The following is an 18,184-nucleotide window of genomic DNA, read 5'->3' as shown; positions in this document are numbered from 1 at the left end:
AATTAGCTTTAAGGATTTCCAGCAATTCAATGTGTTTATAATTTTAAAGCATTTTACAATACTTTGGAGCTAAAATTTAACCCCATACCAAGAAGTTTTAACACGGAATGTACTTCCTTCTGCTAATCTTTGACGTACTATATCGTGGTGATTTCCTGATAATTCAGAAACTGTTAGAATACTATCGTCAGGAACATAAAATTCATTTGTATCACCATCATTCATGTTTCTAATTTCTACAAATTCATTGAAGAAAGGATTGTCTCCCCATCCGCTAACTAACAGATTTTCAACTGTTTCTTCAATAACCTCGAATACTTCATCTTTATGTCGTCTGAAAGCACGTCTAATTTCTTTTTTTGTGGAATATTTATCTGTTCCTAAAATGTTAAACATGATTTCACGAATTTTATCATTTGCTTCATCTTTTGAAACTTTTTCACGATTCATTCCAGTGTCAAACATTAACTGGGAGAATTCGTTATAGTCTCTTACAGCAAATACGTTCTGTAAATTTTCTGTTGAAAAATTTATTTTATTAACCATATTCTTACTCCTCCCTTTAATCTTCAACTTTTACTTTCTTGCTGTTAATAGTTACAGATTTACCTTTTTCTGGAGTGCCTTCAAAACCTTCTTTAGAAAGTTCAAAGATGTCTCCTTTATACAGTTCATAGCCTCTTACAATGTCGCCATTTGCATTATAAAAATTAGATTCATGCTGCATAGCAGTTGTATATTCCTCATAAATCATAGGAACTTGCAACAGTAAAACTGCATCTCCCGGATCTTCAACTTCTACATAGAAATTTCCGTTTGCAGCTACATCAACAATTTTCCCTGCAAATCCTGTACTATCTTTTGCTTTATATACTTCTGGTTTTACGTAATCGCCTTTAGCAACCACAGAACCATTGTCTAAATCCTGTTCAATTAAAATATTGTAAATATGTCCGGCAGTAGTAGCTTTTAATTTTGAACTACCCGCACAGGCATGCTTAGTAAATTTAATAAAATCAACCATTTTAAGTCTCCTTTCTTTTTTACACTAAAAAAGAACCTCTCAAGGTTCTTCAAATTTTTTTACTTATATTCTTGAAATAATGTTCCGTAAGGTGAGTATTTTTCTTCTCGTTGGTTTCCTGTACGGACTTTTCTTTTTCCATCTGTATTGTTGGAAAAACTAAAATTATTTTTTTGTTTTGCACATTGTAATAATAGTGCATCACATTTGGATGCTAATTCAGATAAAGAATATTCATTAATATTGTCAACTAATGCCTTAAAATCTTCGCTATCGGAAATTAAGGAATAATCTTCTGAACTTACTAATTCTTTCTTTTTATCATCTTCTTCTTTAGCAATATAGTCATTTAATTTGCTTTCCATTTCAGAAAACTTACTACGCATTTCATCTAAAGCAGTTTCTTCTTCTTTAGTAACATAACGAGCATATACTTCAACTCTGTCGCCAGTTAATGAATAAGAACCAGAACGTACTTTGTAATTCTGCTTGAATGCTTTTCCAGTCCATAAATCTAACATAACCACATGCTTGTCATATACTTTAACTGTGTAATATGTATTATCCTGCTCAGAATATGTATTGTTTACAACTGTTTCTAAAGCATAAATAACCTCGTCTAAAGAACATTCAAATGTATATTCTTTTTCACCTAAATTAATAGAATATGTTTTCTTTTTAGACTCATCACTTGTTTCTGATACAGTGTTTTCAATTTCTTTGTCCTGTAAATCTGTTTCTTCAGTTTCTGAGTCTAACTCTACATCTACAGGAGGTTCGCTTTCTTCTGAATTATCAATTGAAGAATCATTTTCTTCTGAATTATCATCCTCAACTTCTTCTACTGAAGAGTCTGTATCTTCAAATTTTTCTGAAAAGATTTTTTCTAGCTCGTCTTCAGTTAATCCTTCAATATCAAAATCCAAATCTTCTTTAGTTACATTATATTTTGCTAATAATTCGTCCAGCTTCAATCCGTTTCCTCCTTTCTCAAAATATAATTTTTCCATATTTTTAATTTTCTCATTTAATTCTTGTATTTCCTTACTTACCTGTGTGAAATCAATTAGGTTGTTTTCTGCACTACAAAAATCAGATAGTTTTAAATTACTACCCAACATTCCTTCACCAACATGTTCTCCTAATACTGTGACACCCATAAAAACAAATTCTTCAATTTCTAAACGTTTCTTTTTAGAATTATAGGAAAAATTTTTTACTCCAAGTTCTACAGAAACTTTAGTACCACCTTTTTCTTTAATAATTTCAGCAGCACCATTGCCATAATCTTCGTAAATCCATCCATCTACCACAACATAAGTTTTTTCTTTTTTTTCATCATATTCCAACCTAGCGTTACAACTTTCAGGTATAATACCTATAGGTTGTTCAATATAATGTGTTCGCTGTTCTCCTTCATTCCAAGGGTCATCGACAATTTCCATGTTGTGAGAATCAAAATCATACGTTCCATCATCTTTTTGAATAATATGACCAAGAATAGGTCGATTTGAAAAAGATGGCATAGCTTTTTTCATGCTTGCCTTAGAAATGTAAGAACCATTACGGTTTTCATAGATATGACAACTTTGCAGTGTGACTGGTAATAATCCATCAGTTTCTTCATCAGAAAATTTTATAGAAGTATCTTTTCTAAATTCTCCGGGAACTTGAACAAATACCATTGCATTATCGTTGGCAGTAGAAGAGTAGTGAGAAAGATTATATTTTTCACAGTATGATTGCAACTGGTCTAAAGTAATAATTCTCATTTATTCTCCCTTCTAAAAACACAGTACATTAGTAAACTGTATTTTCTTCATATCAATATCAGCTTTTGCAAAATTGCAAATGCAATTTACAAAAACAAAATAACCGGGAGAACTATCAGTTATTTCATAAAATCCTAAATGTCGTAATTTTTCAGCAGTATTTTTGTCTGTTGTTTTAATAAAATTACTTAGAGGCTTTTGTTCCTGCATTTTTATCTCCCTCCTTTGTTTTAATTCCTTCAGGAGATAAATCTCCCTCATCTTTTTGAGGAGCACCTGAAGATTTGTCATTTCCAGACTCAGTGTAAGAAGTGGACAATGGTTTCCAAAGTCCATCTTTAATACCGATTGCCTGTTCTAAAAATGTATTGCACATAACTTCGTAAGGTGTATACCCAAGTCCAGTGGCATAATCTATCCCTACGGGTAAGCCCAATGTAGCTGCATCCTTAATTTGATTTACAAAAATTTCTTGACTAAAATAAGTTGTCCTGTGGAAATAGAATATGAATTTATCAGAATAATTTAATTCTATGTAAGAATTCATCCAGCTTTCCAGAGCTTCCATAAAAGAAAAAGCAATAGATTCGTCATTTTGAATTGAATGTTTTAGACCAACAGAGTTTGTTGAAGAGCCACCAGAAACAACTAATTCAGACATTCCCAGATTTGAAAATAAATTATGCATAGACTCGGCAAGCTTGTTAGTATCCTCTGCTTTGTTACTTTGGTCGAAATGAACTACGTCAAGTTCACATGGGGAATAAGCAGTGCCTACTAAGCTAGGTACAACTTCGTCAATTAAATTCTGCATTGCTTGAACAATCTCAAGAGATACTGCAAATTCATCTGGTGTATTAGCCCCTTGTAATAATGGGATTTTACTTACCAGCAATACATAGTTTTCTAATTCGGCTTTTGAAGCCAATATTTGTTCTAAGTCTAATAAATCTAATAAACTTATAAAAATTGGCAAAAAGTATGGCAGTGGCATGTCTGGGTCATTTCCACTTATAATACAAATAGAACGTTCAATCGGTATTTCAAACCACCGATAATCTATACCTTGATTTTTATAAGTTTCATACCCATCTATGAAAATATCATCCCAGACACCTTCAGTGTCTTCACCTGTACCATATAAATATTCTTTATTATTTCCCTTGTCAAAGAAAGTAGCATCAAACGCATAAATATATTCACCTGAAGAGGATTGAGCAGTAATTTTACAATAAGCAGGGTCTAGTGGCTGAATTAAAAATCCATCACCTTCTCCATCATATATAAATCCATAAAATGCTCCATCTCTTAAAGCAGTTGCTATAATTTTTGAAAACTCTTTTTTCATAGGTATTTCCTGTAAATTTTTTAATACTTGAATATATTCATTCATTACAGAAGATTTGATACTCCCAATCTTATCAATTTTATAAGTGATGTTATAATCAAAGAGAGGCATTTTAGAATAATAATCAATGATTTTTTTATATATCATTGAATTTCTCTCTAAGAACATAGAGACATTTCTAATATTCTGAATATTAGCATAAGGGTTCTGTAAATATTTTTTTATTTGCTCTTTAGTATACTGGGTAAAAGTTTTAGACTTTGTACCTTTTGCACTTCCAAGCAATAATTCTTTTAATTTTTCAAATTTCAGTTGACGCATTTTTTCTTCTGCATCAAATATTCTTTTCTGCGGAGAAACCAGCTAAATCCCCCTCCTTTCAAAATTCTAGTAAATATCTTGTATATTGTATACAAATAAAATTAAACTTTATTCTTTCCTATACACCCACGTTAGTGAGTGTGCAAATATTTAATAATTTAACCATAAAAAGAGGATGTAAATTTTCAAACTTGAAGAAAAAACGCCCTTTTTTGTATGAAAGTGAACTGCTCCGACTTATAGAAGTCGGAGCTTCCTGCTTCAACCACTACTGCGTTGGCTGCAATGTTACGCAACTCAATGTCTTACACAATGTCCACAGGCGTATAAGTTTGGGCTAATTCCATCCCTACTATATATTTTGTTTATGCTACTTCACTAAGTAGGCGTAATCCTTCGTTTAGGATATTGATAGCAGCGTTTTGGTCACGGTTTATTGTAAGACCACAATCACATACCATTTTGCGGTTAGCTAAATCCTTCATATCGGGATGCAATGCACCGCAACAATGGCATATTTGTGATGACGGAAACCACTTATCTACTTTTACGAGATACTTATTTCTATCAGACAGCTTATACTCAAGCATAGATAGGAACATTCCATATCCGTTATCCAGTGTCGCTTTGCCGTTACCAAAACCCTTATTTGCCATAGAACGCATATTTAGATTTTCTACGCAAACAACATCATACTGATTGGCTATCTCAGTAGATATTTTATGTAGGTTATCCAAACGCTGATTAGCAATATGCCTATGAATTTTGTTTACTTTACGGAGTTGCTTAATATAGTTATTAGATTTATCTTCTTGCTTTTTAGAGCCTTGCATACGAGACAGTTTGCGCTGTGCTTTGGCAAGCTTATCATGACTTTCACGGTAATACTTATGATTAGTACCCACATTGCCATTACTGTCTACATATAAGCCATCAGAAGCATAATCTAATCCAATGGCGTTAGTTTTATCCGCTATATAAATATTTTCTACTTTTTCAAACTCAAAAAGCACAGAAATATAATACTTACCATCTGATTCCTGTGATATAGTAGCAGATTTGATAATCCAATTATCATCGGGAATACGATGAATAACAGCCTTCACCTTACCCACTTTAGGGAGCTTGATGTATCTGTTGTCCAGAATAGCTACTGTGCCTTTTTGATTGTTTATAGTGTAAGACTTACGACTATGCTTTGCAGATTTGAACCTAGGAAATCCGTTTTTCTTTTTGCGTGATTTACTAAATGTATTACGAAATGCTGCCTGCAAATCCATCTGTTTATTAGCAAGTGCAAGACTGTCTACTTCTTTAAGATAAGGATAATCCTTCTTGTATTTAGCAGGTGTTACAGTAGGGAATTTCCCAGTTGCTTTATAGCCCTCAATCTTATCAGAAAGCATAAGATTATAGACCTTACGACAACAGCCAAAGGTCTTAGAGAACATAATACTTTGTTCAGTTGTAGGATATATGCGATACTTAATTGCTTTGTTTGTCATTTTTCTTCCCCTGTGACATTATGTACTGCTTGATAATATCTACGGTAGCTCCACCTGTGGTCAGCAGACAAAAACTCTGTGACCAAAACATCTCTTTCCATAGAGACTTACGTATCTGAGGAAACTCTTTCTTTATGAGTCTGCTACTTGCGGATTTATATGCATTGATAAACTTGCTGATTTCTGTATTCGGCTGCCCTTTGAATAGAATATGAACATGGTCTGTATCGTGATTCCATTCCTCTAATGTAATGTTATAGGCAGGAGCAATCTTTTCAAATATCTCTTTCAAACGATTAGAGATAATATCGTCTATTACTTTGTTACGATATTTTATACACATAATCAAATGATAGTGTAACATGAATACCGAATGATTATTTGTATCCAATTGCATTATATTTATATCCTTTCCGTTAGATACGACTGATTTGTAAATACATTGTAACACAGCAAGATTCTAAAGTCAAGAAACGCCGTGTTAATCGCAATTCATCCCACCACCTATAGAGGTGGGGATTTCTTGCTCACGGCGTGTTAAAATCTGCTCACTTTTTTAGGTGCTCTAATTTTAAAAGCAGACTTCGGGTCAATTTTAGGTTTATTTTCTGTTCTGATGCTTTGCATTCTCAATTCATTGAGATACCAACCAGTCATGGCGAGAGTGTCAATTATTTTGTTACTACTTTTAATAAACAAAAGCGATTATGGTACTTCCAAGAGTGTCTTTACACTCGACCATAATTCTGTAATTTCGTATTTCGATTATAGTTACAGTTCAGACTATCGCATCTACATTTAATTCCTATGTAGTTCTCTTGTTTAGTCGTTCAGGCTGTATTTAAACTTGCCCCTTGTTATCCATCTCTGGAACTTCAAGTCAATTAAAGAGAATTTTCTAATAACGGCTTATGGATTATTCCGTTATAAGCCCACACGATCTAGGCTCTATCATCCTTTCTGTTACTTTATGACCTATTGACAAAATAGGCGAGGAAACTTCTTCGAGTTTCCTTCTCACATTTCATTTTGTTATAGTGTGAGTTCAGACTGTCGCATTTCCACAAAATACCTCTGTGGAATTCAATCATTCAGTCGTTCACTGTGAACTAAAGTTCTTCAGCCCTGTTACCCACTTCTGGGCTTCCAAGTCAATTAGATTGAATTTATTTTCTTGCAGTTTATGAGGTTTATGCTGCAATTGCACAATGACGTTTATGCATAGTAGCTTCTGATGCGCCTGTATCTGCATCTTTATGTGCTGGTAGTTTAAAAGCATCTTTTCCTCCATCTCGTTTAACACGACAGATATTAACAATTTCTTCTTTCATTGCATCTATCTGGGATAAGGCATTTTCCTCATCTAAGGAGAGTTTATAAGTTTCTTGTTGCACTAAGTTCATCTCAGAAAGTTTTTCTTCAACTTCCTCATCTGTAAAACCATTCGCATACAACTCTTGTTTAACACTATTTACTTTTAACGTATCTTCATTTGTAAATACTAAATAACCGTGATTATCATAATGTTCTGGGAAAATAATGAGGTCACTTTCAACCATTTTGATTAATGCTTCATACATTTGAGATTTGTAACCAGAAGGTGTTACTACTTTGATTTTATTAACAGCAGTAGGATATTGTTTGATATAATCAGCAGAATACTCTTTATCTAAAAGACCTTTGTGAGTTTTTCCGGATTTATCTTTCCAATCTTCCATAAAGAAGTCAGGAATTAAGTTTCCACCTCCACCGGAACCGCCATCAATTAAAAAGAAAATATTATCATAATCAGGAACATCTTTCCCATTATAATTTACAATTAATTCTTTCAATGCGGCTATCTGGTCAGGAGTACGCATTGGTTTCTTTTTCTTCTTAATATTTAAATCTGTGAAGTTTACAGAATTGACAATTTTTAATTTATATCCTTCATCGGCGTCTAAAATTTCACTGATTAAAACCGTACTGTTATCTATGTTACGAGCAGGGTCATAACACAATACAAATTTCCGTTTTCCTGTATCATTGTACATTACAGGAACATATTTCTCTGAATTTCGCACGATAAGAGAACGCTTAATAATCTGATTTACTCCACCATCTTTTGTAAAACGATTATAATATTCTCTAAGAGCTTTTTCTGGATTGTTTCGCATTTCATTATCTACAGTTTCCTGACTAAGTAGAGACTTGTTTAATGGAATGCCTTTTTGCGTTGCATGAATAACAATATCGCAATTAATGTCAGCAACAAAGTATCTGTCATCTCCAAGCAACATTTTCTTAGAAAAATCTCTATACTTATTATAAAATGCAGTATCCACAGAAGAAGCAGAAGAGGCGTAAAGTAATTGATTTGGTATTTCTCTTGGTATGGCATTTACATCAATATCTCCACCAAGTTTAAATTCTTTATTTACCGCAGTAAAAGCACCAATAACATTAAATATTTCTTCTGACAACCAAGAACCTTCATCAAAGCAAACAGCATTTGCTCTCTTGCCCCTTTTTCCATCTATATTACTGTTTAATGTTTTAACGAAAGAGCCATTGTACAGTTTATAAGTAAATCCCATAGGACTTCTTACAAAGCCATCAGTGTTTGCTTGATTTTTAACCAATTCATTTACAAATACGTCAGTTAGACCTGTCATGGACTCAATATTCTTTTTGGCAATGTCTTCAATTTTCCTAAAGGTTTCCTGTGCTTGGTCAGCGTTACCGGAACAAATGTAAGCCCAGTAATTATTAAACAATAATCCTTTGGTCATAAAATATAAGGCTAACATTGTACTTTTTCCTGCGCCTCTTGACTCTAGCCATAAACAAAATGGCTTATTCCAACTGTTCATAAAGACATATTCTTGAGAGTCAAGTAATTCCACGCCAATAAATTCTTTCATAAATTTTGTTGGATTCCGAATTCCCCATTGTTTAATCTCAGCTAATTTTTTCAAACCCTCAAGTTTTCGTTGGGTTATAACCGTTTCATTGGAAGGAATATAGATTTCATACTCTGGTGTCCAAATATTTTTCTCAGGAGTCTGACTCATCAGCTTCAACCTCCTTTGATTTCTCAGGAGCAAATAGATAATTACTTTCTAAGTTTTTATCTATCTTAATAGCATTTTTTTCCAACAAACGTTTTAAATCCACATTCTCTCTATATAATATCCGCATTCTTTCTTCTGCTAAATTTTTATCTTTTCTTATTTTCGTAATAAGATTTCTCTGTTCTATTAACATGTCAGAGTAATCATTTTCATCAAGACCTATTTGTTTAATAATTGCAGCGTCACTTAATTCGGCTACTTGTTGCATTCCTTTGCATGTTTCAACTTCAAATGCATTAACTTCTTCTTCACGAAGCTTCATTTCCTTTAGAATTTTTACTTTTCCAGTCCATGTATTCGTACCCTTTGTAGATGTACCGGAACTACCCTTTGATAGCTTACTCTCTTTAGCTAAATTAATAATAGAGTTATTCATATCTTTATTAACAGATGTTAAGCTTTTGATAGCACTGATGTTTCTATCATTTAAAGCTTCATTCTGCAAACGGCTGATTTCACGATTATTTTTTTCTACCTGCACAGACAGCTTGACAATACTGATAATAGAATTTAGTTTAATAACATCGTCTTCTGACTCGTCTGAGGTATTACACATGTTTGACACTTGTGCATACATAATAGGTTTATCTTCTTCAGCTTCATATTCAAAAGGGTCATAATGATAAAGCTTAATTACGTCTTCTCTATTTTTCTTATATTCAACAGCTAATTCTTTTTGTCTTTCTTTTCTATCTCTTTGAATTTCTTCTTCCTCTTCAGAACTCAAAGCTTTGTCTAAACTACCTGCATAATAATTTCCTGTAAATATGTCACTATCTTTCCAGCGCAATCCGTTGTAGAGAGCAATAGATACATTCTTTATGTAATTACCCCAAATTGTTTTGCGCTTATTCTGAGCTGGCGTAGTTTCATCTTGCAACTCATAATAGGCAGCGTCCCACAAGTTGACAAGAAAAGGTTTATCTATGTACGTTAATGCTTCCATTACAGACTCTTTTGTGCAACCTAAATATTCTCCGGTCTTTTCATCATATCTACATGCAATGTTCTTTGCACAATCTTTGCAAATTCCTGTAATACCTGATTTTATATTCGGATCTGTGTTTTGATAAAAATTGGTTTTTGCCTTATGTTTTCCGCACATATAGCAATAACCACCATTTTCTAAAGCTTCTATCTTTTTATGTAATTCTTCGTTTTCTTTCCTTACCTCAGCAATAGGTTTTCTTACAGGAGAAGATTTTGTGACCGCCATAAAATTCCCCCTTTCAAAAATTTGTTTGTAAAAAAATTAAAGGAACAATATGTCCCTTTAATTCAAAATAATTTTATAACTTTCTGTATGTCCATATATTTCATCAAATCCATAAATTTTTACAGAAGCTTTTGACCCCTTAAACAAACTGTCGCTATATGGGTCTGACCCCACAAATGATGGACTTACCAGTACTTCTGTATCGTTACAAACACTTTCTCCGGCAGGAATTTCAGAACTGCCATGATAGTGCCCTAAAATTAAATAATCTATAAAGTCTCTTTTTAAAGAAGAAATATTCTTAATTGCATTTTCTAAATTCTTAATTTGATGACCATGCATGGCGTAAATAGTATTTCCGGGTATGTTAATATTAATTCCATTCTCTCCTTCGAGAGCAAAATGAACATGTATGCGTTTATTATCCTTAACTAAGTCGGCAATATAATTACCAATAACATATTCTAGGTCTTCAAGAGGTAATTCATTAGCTTTACTACCCAGTGGTCGTATTTGTGTATGATTTGCAAATGGAACATGGTAGTATTCAATATTTACATATTTAGACAATGTATTTAAAAAATGAGCCATAAGCCTACTTACTTCAACGACAGCCTTTACAACAGAAGAGTCATTTAACCTGATGTCCGACATACGTAAAATACCCTGTATTAAATCTCCTAATGAAACGATGTGTAATGTATTAACAGTATGTTTTTTGATAAAAGACACCATTTCAAGATAGAGGTCACGAAATCTTGCGTGAGCTATTTCAGGAGAATATACATTATTTACGCTTTTAAAGGTTGCTCCATAATGAACATCAGCTATGGTTAGTAAATAATGAGTAGCTTTTTCTTCTGAAAAATTATTAAATAATGGCTCAAAATCAGGTAGTGGAAGAGTAGTTATAGCTTTTCCTACATATTCGTAATATAATTTCTGTCTATATTCAGATCTGTCTAATCTTGAATTTTCTAAATTAACTGTTTGCAATTTAATACGCTCCTCACGTAATTCTGCAATTTTGTCATCTAAATTACTGTCAGGAGTTTTTTCTAATTTCTTTCTATAATGTCCACCAAAAATAGTAGTAGATGCTTTTCTAATTGTATCAGCAGAACATTGAATATTGTATTTATCTTTTATTTCGCACCAGTCAATATCCAACTTCCCTTCCAGTTTCGCATCTATATCTTTACATGCTGCTAAATATCTTTCTTTTGACAGACCAAATTTTTCTAATTCTTTTTCTATAATAATCCTCTTTCTCCATTTCTAAAAAAAATGGCTGCTACCGAAGTAACAGCCAAATTCTTTTAATATTCTTCTACAATAGCGTTCCGTGTAGCATCCTCAAAATTTTCACAATTTTCCATTGTGATTTCTACACCAAGGTCTTTTTTAGCATCCTCATGAAATTTATATAATACATCGTTGATACGACACACTGTAACTTTATTACATGAAGCACATAAATCATTATTAATCATAACTATATCTTCCTTAACAATTACTGATTTGCAGCATTTTTTAAAGCAGCACCAATTTTTGCTTTTACACGATTTTTTCCTTCTGCTGTAAATGTTTCACCTGTACGTGGATTACGTGCTGTGTGTGGTGCAACAAATTCAGAAGTAACATATAAACCATTGAACAATCTGATTTCAACAGAATTATCTTCAGTTGCCTGTCCCACCTGAGCCATTACAACATCTTCAATTCCATCTAAAACTTCTCTAACTTCTTTCTGAGTTTTACCTGTTAATTCAGCTACACCTTTTACCATTTCTTTTGTTGTCATTTTAATTGTTTCCATAATAATTTTTCTCCTTTTCTTCTTATAAAATAATTGATAATGGCGCATCTTCGCCAATAATATAATCTACACAACCAAGTTCTTTTCCTTTATCATTTGCAAATAAATAATATTCTGTGTCATATATTGACTCGTAGAACTCAGCAGTTATTTTTGTATTTTCTAAAATATGTTGTTTAATTCTTTCATCCAAAGACTCGATAAATTTCATTGTATCTTTAGCTTTGGAAGAACTATTACTAATACTTACTTCTCCATCATGAATGAGGAGTATTGAATTCTTAAAGCAGTATCTCTTATGTCCTGCAATAAAGATATGAAACGCCATTGAAGCACAAGTTGCAAAACACACTGTATATACAGGAGTTTGACTTGCTTTAATTACATCAATAACATTCAATCCCTCTGTAACATCTCCACCCGGAGAATTGAGATATAACCATATCGGTTTTCTTTTTTCAATAGGAATATCTTTATCTTCTTTATTCCATTGGAAAATATTTAACGTAACATTTCTCACAATATCTTCATCAACAATGTCATTGAGAATAATTTTACGTTGAGCTAAATATTGTTTTGTCTGAATAGTGTACATATCGTCATCATTGCATACTTCCAGAAGTAAATTGTTTAAATAATCACCCATATATTTGTCCTTTTAATCATATATTTATTACTGTACTTCGATTGACAGCAACAACTTTTGTAGTTTTGTTTTTTCTACTAATTTCATTTTGTAATTCTTCTTTGAATTGGATTTTATCATTCTGATTAGAATGAATAAGATATATCTTTTGAGCATTAATATTAGAATAGTAATTTAATAAATCATAATGTTGCATGTGACTTGAAAATGATTTTAAGTCAACTATGCTTGCCTTATTGTTAATTTCCTTGCCTGCGATAGACACCGTACTTCTATCCGAGAAGTTCTTGATTTTATATGCCAAGGTATTTGTTGCACAATAACCAATGAACATAATACAATCCATATAAGAGGGTAATATAGATTGTGTCCATTTAACACTACGACCTGCTGTAAGCATACCGGCAGATGCTAATATGACTTTTGACTTATCGTCAGCGATAGCAGCTTTGCTGTCCTCAGACTCTTCAATAAATTTAAAATTTTTCCATTTTAACATATTTGAAAAATCTTGTTGCATTTCCTCTGGTATATTTTTTTTATAAGCTCTTAGTAGCCTTATTCCTAATGGACTATCAATACATATAGGAATATTGAAATTTTCATCAGTCCCAAACAAACTGTACAATATCCACATCATGTATGGAAGCCTGTCTAATGCAAAACAGGGTATAAGAACTCTTTTCTTATAATCAACACAATATTGGGAAATAATAGTTTTTATTTTCTCCATATCTTTTTTCAGCGTTTTTTTTGAGGAAGTTCTTTCAGCAGAAGCGTAAGTAGCTTCTCCAATAACAATGTCCGCATTTATGACAGGTTCAAATTCTTCAACAAATAACTTATGATTTTTCAAATTGAGATTTCCTAAATCAGACGTAAACAATACTTTTTTTGTATGATTTGATTTAGTAAAGAATAATTCTGTTTGTGCAGAGAATAAGATATGACCTGCTGGAACAAATCGAAGATGGAAGCTATCTGTAACAGAATACTTATTATTCATTTCTACTTCAATAACATTATTTAAAGCAGCATACACATCTTCATTTGCATAAAATGGATAAAATACCTTTTCTTTTTGAGCAGTTAAAATATCACAATCACGTTGATTGATATAAGCACAATCTAACCACATTTCTTTCATAATATCATAGCTGCCTTTTGGAACAATTATTTTTGCTGTACATCCTTTTGCATAAAGAGCTGGTATTAAAGCTATATGGTCTGCATGAGTATGACCAACAATAATATAATCAATTTTACTAGCCTTAACTTTGCCGATAAGTTCTCTATTGTAACAGTAGTTTTCATAAATATTTTTGCCTTTTTGGATAAGTCCAAATTCAAATAAAATTAGTAGATTATCAAATGTAATAAGAGAAGCACTTCCTGTAACATCTTCAGCATTTCCTCCAATCACATTGATTGAAACAGTATTTTTCTTTGCCATACGTTTCTCTTTTCTTCTTATTTTTTCTTTTGATTACTCAACCAATTTTGATATTCAGCGTCAATAGGAGAGTAACCTAAAATTTTCCAAGCATTAAATGCCATTACATCCTTTGCGTAGTATCTTTTACCACGAGATTTTTTACCACGAGAAGTAATAGAAATTCCTTTTAAAGAACTTTCTTTTGTATACCCATAGTCAATCAATACTTGAACACATTTTTTGTCAATTTGCTTAATGTCCTTTTCATCCTTTCATATTAAATTTCTCCTTGTTAGGAGAGTGATTTTTAGTAGTTTTCTCTACATAGCTCATACTGGGAAGAATAAAATCCACAGCACGATAATCGGTCTGTTGGGACTTGAACCCAAAATTTGCACCTTAAAAGGGTGCTGTGATGCCATTTCACTACAGACCGTTACGGGTGCAATGTGAATTGAACACATCTAAGACTGCTTAACAGGCAGTTGCCTAACCACTAGGCTATACACCCAAATAAAAGTACGGACGTTTTTATAGGGAAACGCCAAGAAAACCGCAACAGGAGCATAAGGATTTGCACCCTATTTTCTAGTTTTGGAGACTAGAGTCTTACTACATAAAACGATACTCCCATATTGACAAATGTGACAAGAGGGACTTGAACCCTCACAGAACTAAGTCTACTTGAGTTTAAATCAAGTGCGTCTGCCAATTCCGCCATTGTCACATAATGAGGGAGATATTTTCACTGCTCCCAATTTTTCTCTGTTAAAATATTAAAATTCTTTTCCAGTTATTTTCTCAAAGAATTCTATAACATTATCAATCCATCTTACCCAGAAGGGGAATAATGAATAATTTACTTTATAATTTTTTGGATTTTCTATTGGATTTTTTATTTGACATTGCTGAAAGAAATGCTGAGTTGGAATGTTTCTACAATATTTTAAACGACTGTCTGTTCCATCGTTAGGATAAATATGTTTTCCTGATATTTTGTTTTTCATAGGCTAAACACCAAATAATTCATGTAGTTTTGAACGTTCTTTTTCATTTAAGGTATGGACATTATTTCCTAAACTCATGATTTGATTAAAAATTTCATCAGGTATTTCCGTATCAATACAGTTTAACACATCGTCAGTTAAATTATTTATTTCTTCATATAATTCGACAATCTCAGAAAGTAAGTCTAATATAATAGCAAGAATGCAACCAAAATCAGACGTTTTTACTAACATATTTTCTTTACACTTTGATTGTGATATGTATTTTATAATTCCTTCTATTATTTTTTTATGTCTTTCTTCTTTTTCAGCAGACTCATCTAAGAACGATAAGGGAATTTCTGCTATAGACCCAATAGCTTCCTCGATTGATATGGAAAATAGTTCACTATTATCTTTTCTTCTTAAAGCAAAATGTCTATGTAAAATTCTTTCATTCTCAGGATAGTTGGTATGCATAGGAGTAATATATATTCTACCTAGCACAACATCATGATATAGCTTTGCATTACTACTAAGAGTTCTAAGTCTTTCTAAGGGGTTTTTGGTACAACCAATTTTTAGATATTTTCCATATTCTACAAAATAAACATATCCAAAATATTCTTCTATTTCAAATATTCCACTTTCTTTCAAATCTGTAAAGTTATTCCATATTTTTAATTCCTTCATATAAATCTCCCTTATTATTTACATTTAATCTAATATTTAACTTTAATTTCTATTAAGCACATGTGCAGGCTACGTAACATTTCGTTACATAGCCCAGTAATTCCGTTCTGTAAATATATCCAGCATCTTCACTGGAAGTAGGAGATAAGTGATAGGAGCATACCCTATCATGAGTTACTTATCAGTTATTCCGTTATTTGTACCCAGCATCATCACTGAGAACACTTGCAAGTATTGGACTCAATCCTGAGCCGACACATGGATAGGGATTTGAACCCTAGTACCCATTTCTGGATATGTGGTTTTCAAGACCACCGCAATCAGCCTGACTCTGCCATCCATGTATTAACATTGCATGATTTTATGGCTCATGCTACCAGCTTCTTCCCACTTCTAATGCGGATGGATGCCGCAAAAGCCTTTCGCCTTGGCTTAAATATAACCGACACAGGATTGATTCGAACAATCGGACAAGATTTCTCTCATCACTCCCTTAGCAGGGGAGCACCATAAACCACTCGGACACTGTGCCAAAAAACATCGTATGAGAGTCGAACTCATATCTTCTGATTGGAAATCAGACATAATATTCCGTTATACTAACGATGCATCAAATCGGAGTAGAGGGAATTGAACCCACTCAAGTCGCAATGACACAGGTTTTACAGACCTGCTCGCCTTCCTTAGCGATTTACACTCCGAGAAAGTCACTGCTGCATAAATAAAATTAAATATCTTTTTTAATTTGTAAATTTTCCCATATTAAATAAATTTGCTGTAAGCAACAGTTTAAATGTAAATATTTGCAGTTTGATTTATTTATTGCCAATTATACAGCCCCAAGGATTACACATGGATATTTATATAAATTCCAAACCTAAACTGAGGATTTTATCAAAGATTGAGAAATAAGAATTGTACAGTTTAAGAATTAAATATTAAGAATTTAGAATTACAGAATTGAAAATTAAACATTGAGCATTTACATAGTTGTATATGTATGTCACATTTTCAAACAATCGTATGTGTATGATGTCCTATCATGTATACACCATTGTTTAAAATTCCATTGATACATACTTAATATCATAGTATAATATGCATTATCTCTATCAAATCGCATAGTGTTCTTTTTTAACCCAAAAAGAATAGGGTATATAAATTTAGTGTTTTCGTATAATTGGCAATATTTTATTCAATTAAAATTCAATGTAAGTAATGCAGTTAGAAATCTGTAATACGGCATCTACATTGGATTTGAAACCAGAAATTTCATCTTCTAATTTTTGAATTTCGTTTTCAATTCCCAATGGGTCTACCAGAGCATATTCACCATTTTCTCTCATTGGTTCTACTACTTCTTTAAAATCTTCGCTCTTAGTTTTAGCATCCTTTCCAACCATTGTCTCTAAAATGTTGTCAATTTTAGCTTCAAGTGCAATGTTTTTATTTAAGGCATCTTTAGTGGATGATGCAAATTGAGCTTTCAAAGTTATTAGAAGTTCTTCTTTATATTCAATAGAATTTTTCAATTCTAAAGCTTCAGCGACAGTCATTTGTACTCCATTAACTTCAACAACAGTTACAGCATTTGAAGCAATAACAGCGGACTTAATTTTAGACTTTCTAGCAATTAAATCATTAATAGAAGCGTAGTTAGCTTTCGCTTTAGCATTAAATTCTTCTTTTGTTACATGAGGAGTAACTTTCTTTTCGATTTTCTTAGCAGATGCAACAAATTTGCTTCTTTCAATTTCGTTTAAAATTCTTGAGTCTAATAATTTTAATTCATTTAAAGCCTGAGTTACTAATAATTTTTCCATATCCTTTTTATCCTTTCTTAATTAACCTAAGAGTGTTTCTGCAATAGCTGTACCACGTTTTGTTAAAATTTTCATGGATGGTTCAGCTAATTTTAGTTCATCACCATTTTTATTTTTTAATGTTTTCTCATGACCATTGCATAATGGATTTTTACATACCATAACATTTGTATCTGAAACCCAATCCATTTTTTCACCACAAAACTTACAAATATAACGTCCTGTGAATTTTTCGATTTGAGAATTTAACTTATTTTCATTTTTAGTTCTTTTAGATACTTTACTTAACTCCGCAAAAGGAGTAGGATAAGTAGATAATTCCTCACCTGTGAAACGATTTGTAAAAGTATCTTGATTATATTTATTTTTTTTCATTTTTATTATCTCCTTTAAATCACTATTGTTTTTTCCTTCCAATACACCCACGTTCTCGACATGCAAAAAAGGTAATATTTTATTTACTTTTTTTGCATCGTCAAAAAC

The 18,184-nt window shown here is 32.3% G+C and carries 19 protein-coding genes and 6 tRNA genes; all 25 read right to left on the bottom strand.

Annotated features, from left to right (window positions below):
- Nucleotides 1-69: 69 nt before the first annotated feature.
- A complete protein-coding gene (locus CGC63_RS10210) occupies nt 70-546 on the bottom strand; it encodes a YonB family capsid-like protein (protein WP_040351097.1) in 477 nt (158 codons plus the stop codon).
- Between the two features lie 16 nt (nt 547-562).
- Nucleotides 563-1,024 carry a hypothetical protein gene (locus CGC63_RS10205; RefSeq protein ID WP_003020148.1) on the bottom strand — a complete coding sequence of 154 codons (462 nt, stop codon included), beginning with the start codon at nt 1,022-1,024 and terminating at the stop codon, nt 563-565.
- Nucleotides 1,025-1,083: 59 nt separating this feature from the next.
- Nucleotides 1,084-2,796: a hypothetical protein gene (locus CGC63_RS10200; protein WP_089438686.1), complete on the bottom strand. Its 1,713-nt coding sequence runs from the start codon at nt 2,794-2,796 to the stop codon at nt 1,084-1,086.
- Between the two features lie 12 nt (nt 2,797-2,808).
- The gene (locus CGC63_RS10195) at nt 2,809-3,006 is read right to left on the bottom strand and encodes a hypothetical protein (RefSeq protein WP_003020159.1); all 198 of its coding nucleotides are present in this window, start codon (nt 3,004-3,006) and stop codon (nt 2,809-2,811) included.
- Nucleotides 2,981-4,465 carry a hypothetical protein gene (locus CGC63_RS10190; RefSeq protein ID WP_003020162.1) on the bottom strand — a complete coding sequence of 495 codons (1,485 nt, stop codon included), beginning with the start codon at nt 4,463-4,465 and terminating at the stop codon, nt 2,981-2,983. Before CGC63_RS10190 ends, CGC63_RS10195 begins: the two co-directional genes overlap by 26 nt.
- A 365-nt stretch (nt 4,466-4,830) precedes the next feature.
- A complete protein-coding gene (locus CGC63_RS10185) occupies nt 4,831-5,970 on the bottom strand; it encodes an RNA-guided endonuclease TnpB family protein (RefSeq protein WP_003020167.1) in 1,140 nt (379 codons plus the stop codon).
- Nucleotides 5,951-6,367 (bottom strand): IS200/IS605 family transposase, encoded by a 417-nt coding sequence (gene tnpA / locus CGC63_RS10180; RefSeq protein WP_003020170.1) that lies wholly within the window; start codon nt 6,365-6,367, stop codon nt 5,951-5,953. Before tnpA ends, CGC63_RS10185 begins: the two co-directional genes overlap by 20 nt.
- 793 nt (nt 6,368-7,160) lie before the next feature.
- Entirely contained in the window at nt 7,161-9,023 is a 1,863-nt protein-coding gene (locus CGC63_RS10175; protein WP_003020176.1) for a terminase large subunit domain-containing protein, read from the bottom strand.
- The gene (locus CGC63_RS10170) at nt 9,007-10,299 is read right to left on the bottom strand and encodes a YonG family phage-derived protein (protein ID WP_003020178.1); all 1,293 of its coding nucleotides are present in this window, start codon (nt 10,297-10,299) and stop codon (nt 9,007-9,009) included. The genes CGC63_RS10175 and CGC63_RS10170 overlap by 17 nt, the downstream gene beginning before the upstream one ends.
- Nucleotides 10,300-10,356: 57 nt before the next feature.
- Nucleotides 10,357-11,469, bottom strand: coding sequence for a hypothetical protein (locus CGC63_RS10165; protein ID WP_003020180.1), 1,113 nt, complete (start codon nt 11,467-11,469; stop codon nt 10,357-10,359).
- A 149-nt stretch (nt 11,470-11,618) separates the two neighbouring features.
- On the bottom strand, nt 11,619-11,792 hold the full coding sequence (locus tag CGC63_RS15370; RefSeq protein WP_003020182.1) for a hypothetical protein: 174 nt from the start codon (nt 11,790-11,792) through the stop codon (nt 11,619-11,621).
- A 20-nt stretch (nt 11,793-11,812) separates the two neighbouring features.
- A complete protein-coding gene (locus CGC63_RS10160) occupies nt 11,813-12,118 on the bottom strand; it encodes an HU family DNA-binding protein (RefSeq protein ID WP_052530449.1) in 306 nt (101 codons plus the stop codon).
- 22 nt (nt 12,119-12,140) lie between these two features.
- On the bottom strand, nt 12,141-12,764 hold the full coding sequence (locus CGC63_RS10155) for an ATP-dependent Clp protease proteolytic subunit (protein ID WP_003020188.1): 624 nt from the start codon (nt 12,762-12,764) through the stop codon (nt 12,141-12,143).
- Nucleotides 12,765-12,780: 16 nt separating this feature from the next.
- The gene (locus CGC63_RS10150) at nt 12,781-14,217 is read right to left on the bottom strand and encodes an MBL fold metallo-hydrolase (protein ID WP_003020190.1); all 1,437 of its coding nucleotides are present in this window, start codon (nt 14,215-14,217) and stop codon (nt 12,781-12,783) included.
- 17 nt (nt 14,218-14,234) lie between these two features.
- A complete protein-coding gene (locus CGC63_RS10145; protein ID WP_003020194.1) occupies nt 14,235-14,423 on the bottom strand; it encodes a hypothetical protein in 189 nt (62 codons plus the stop codon).
- 140 nt (nt 14,424-14,563) lie between these two features.
- Nucleotides 14,564-14,635, bottom strand: a tRNA-Lys gene (locus tag CGC63_RS10140).
- Nucleotides 14,636-14,638: 3 nt separating this feature from the next.
- Nucleotides 14,639-14,710: transfer RNA gene (locus CGC63_RS10135), tRNA-Asn, on the bottom strand.
- A 132-nt stretch (nt 14,711-14,842) separates the two neighbouring features.
- Nucleotides 14,843-14,926, bottom strand: a tRNA-Leu gene (locus tag CGC63_RS10130).
- 49 nt (nt 14,927-14,975) lie between these two features.
- Nucleotides 14,976-15,206 carry a hypothetical protein gene (locus CGC63_RS15365; RefSeq protein WP_003020197.1) on the bottom strand — a complete coding sequence of 77 codons (231 nt, stop codon included), beginning with the start codon at nt 15,204-15,206 and terminating at the stop codon, nt 14,976-14,978.
- Nucleotides 15,207-15,209: 3 nt separating this feature from the next.
- Nucleotides 15,210-15,878, bottom strand: coding sequence for a GIY-YIG nuclease family protein (locus CGC63_RS10125; RefSeq protein ID WP_003020200.1), 669 nt, complete (start codon nt 15,876-15,878; stop codon nt 15,210-15,212).
- A 443-nt stretch (nt 15,879-16,321) separates the two neighbouring features.
- Nucleotides 16,322-16,410: transfer RNA gene (locus CGC63_RS15360), tRNA-Ser, on the bottom strand.
- Nucleotides 16,411-16,414: 4 nt separating this feature from the next.
- Nucleotides 16,415-16,487, bottom strand: a tRNA-Gly gene (locus CGC63_RS15355).
- Nucleotides 16,488-16,493: 6 nt separating this feature from the next.
- A tRNA-Tyr gene (locus CGC63_RS15350) sits at nt 16,494-16,579 on the bottom strand.
- A 498-nt stretch (nt 16,580-17,077) separates the two neighbouring features.
- On the bottom strand, nt 17,078-17,701 hold the full coding sequence (locus tag CGC63_RS10120; RefSeq protein WP_003020206.1) for a hypothetical protein: 624 nt from the start codon (nt 17,699-17,701) through the stop codon (nt 17,078-17,080).
- 21 nt (nt 17,702-17,722) lie between these two features.
- On the bottom strand, nt 17,723-18,076 hold the full coding sequence (locus tag CGC63_RS10115) for a hypothetical protein (RefSeq protein WP_040351099.1): 354 nt from the start codon (nt 18,074-18,076) through the stop codon (nt 17,723-17,725).
- Nucleotides 18,077-18,184 lie beyond the last annotated feature (108 nt).

Source organism: Blautia hansenii DSM 20583 (assembly GCF_002222595.2).
Classification (GTDB): Bacteria; Bacillota; Clostridia; order Lachnospirales; family Lachnospiraceae; genus Blautia; species Blautia hansenii.
This window is presented reverse-complemented; position numbering and strand designations above follow the sequence as displayed.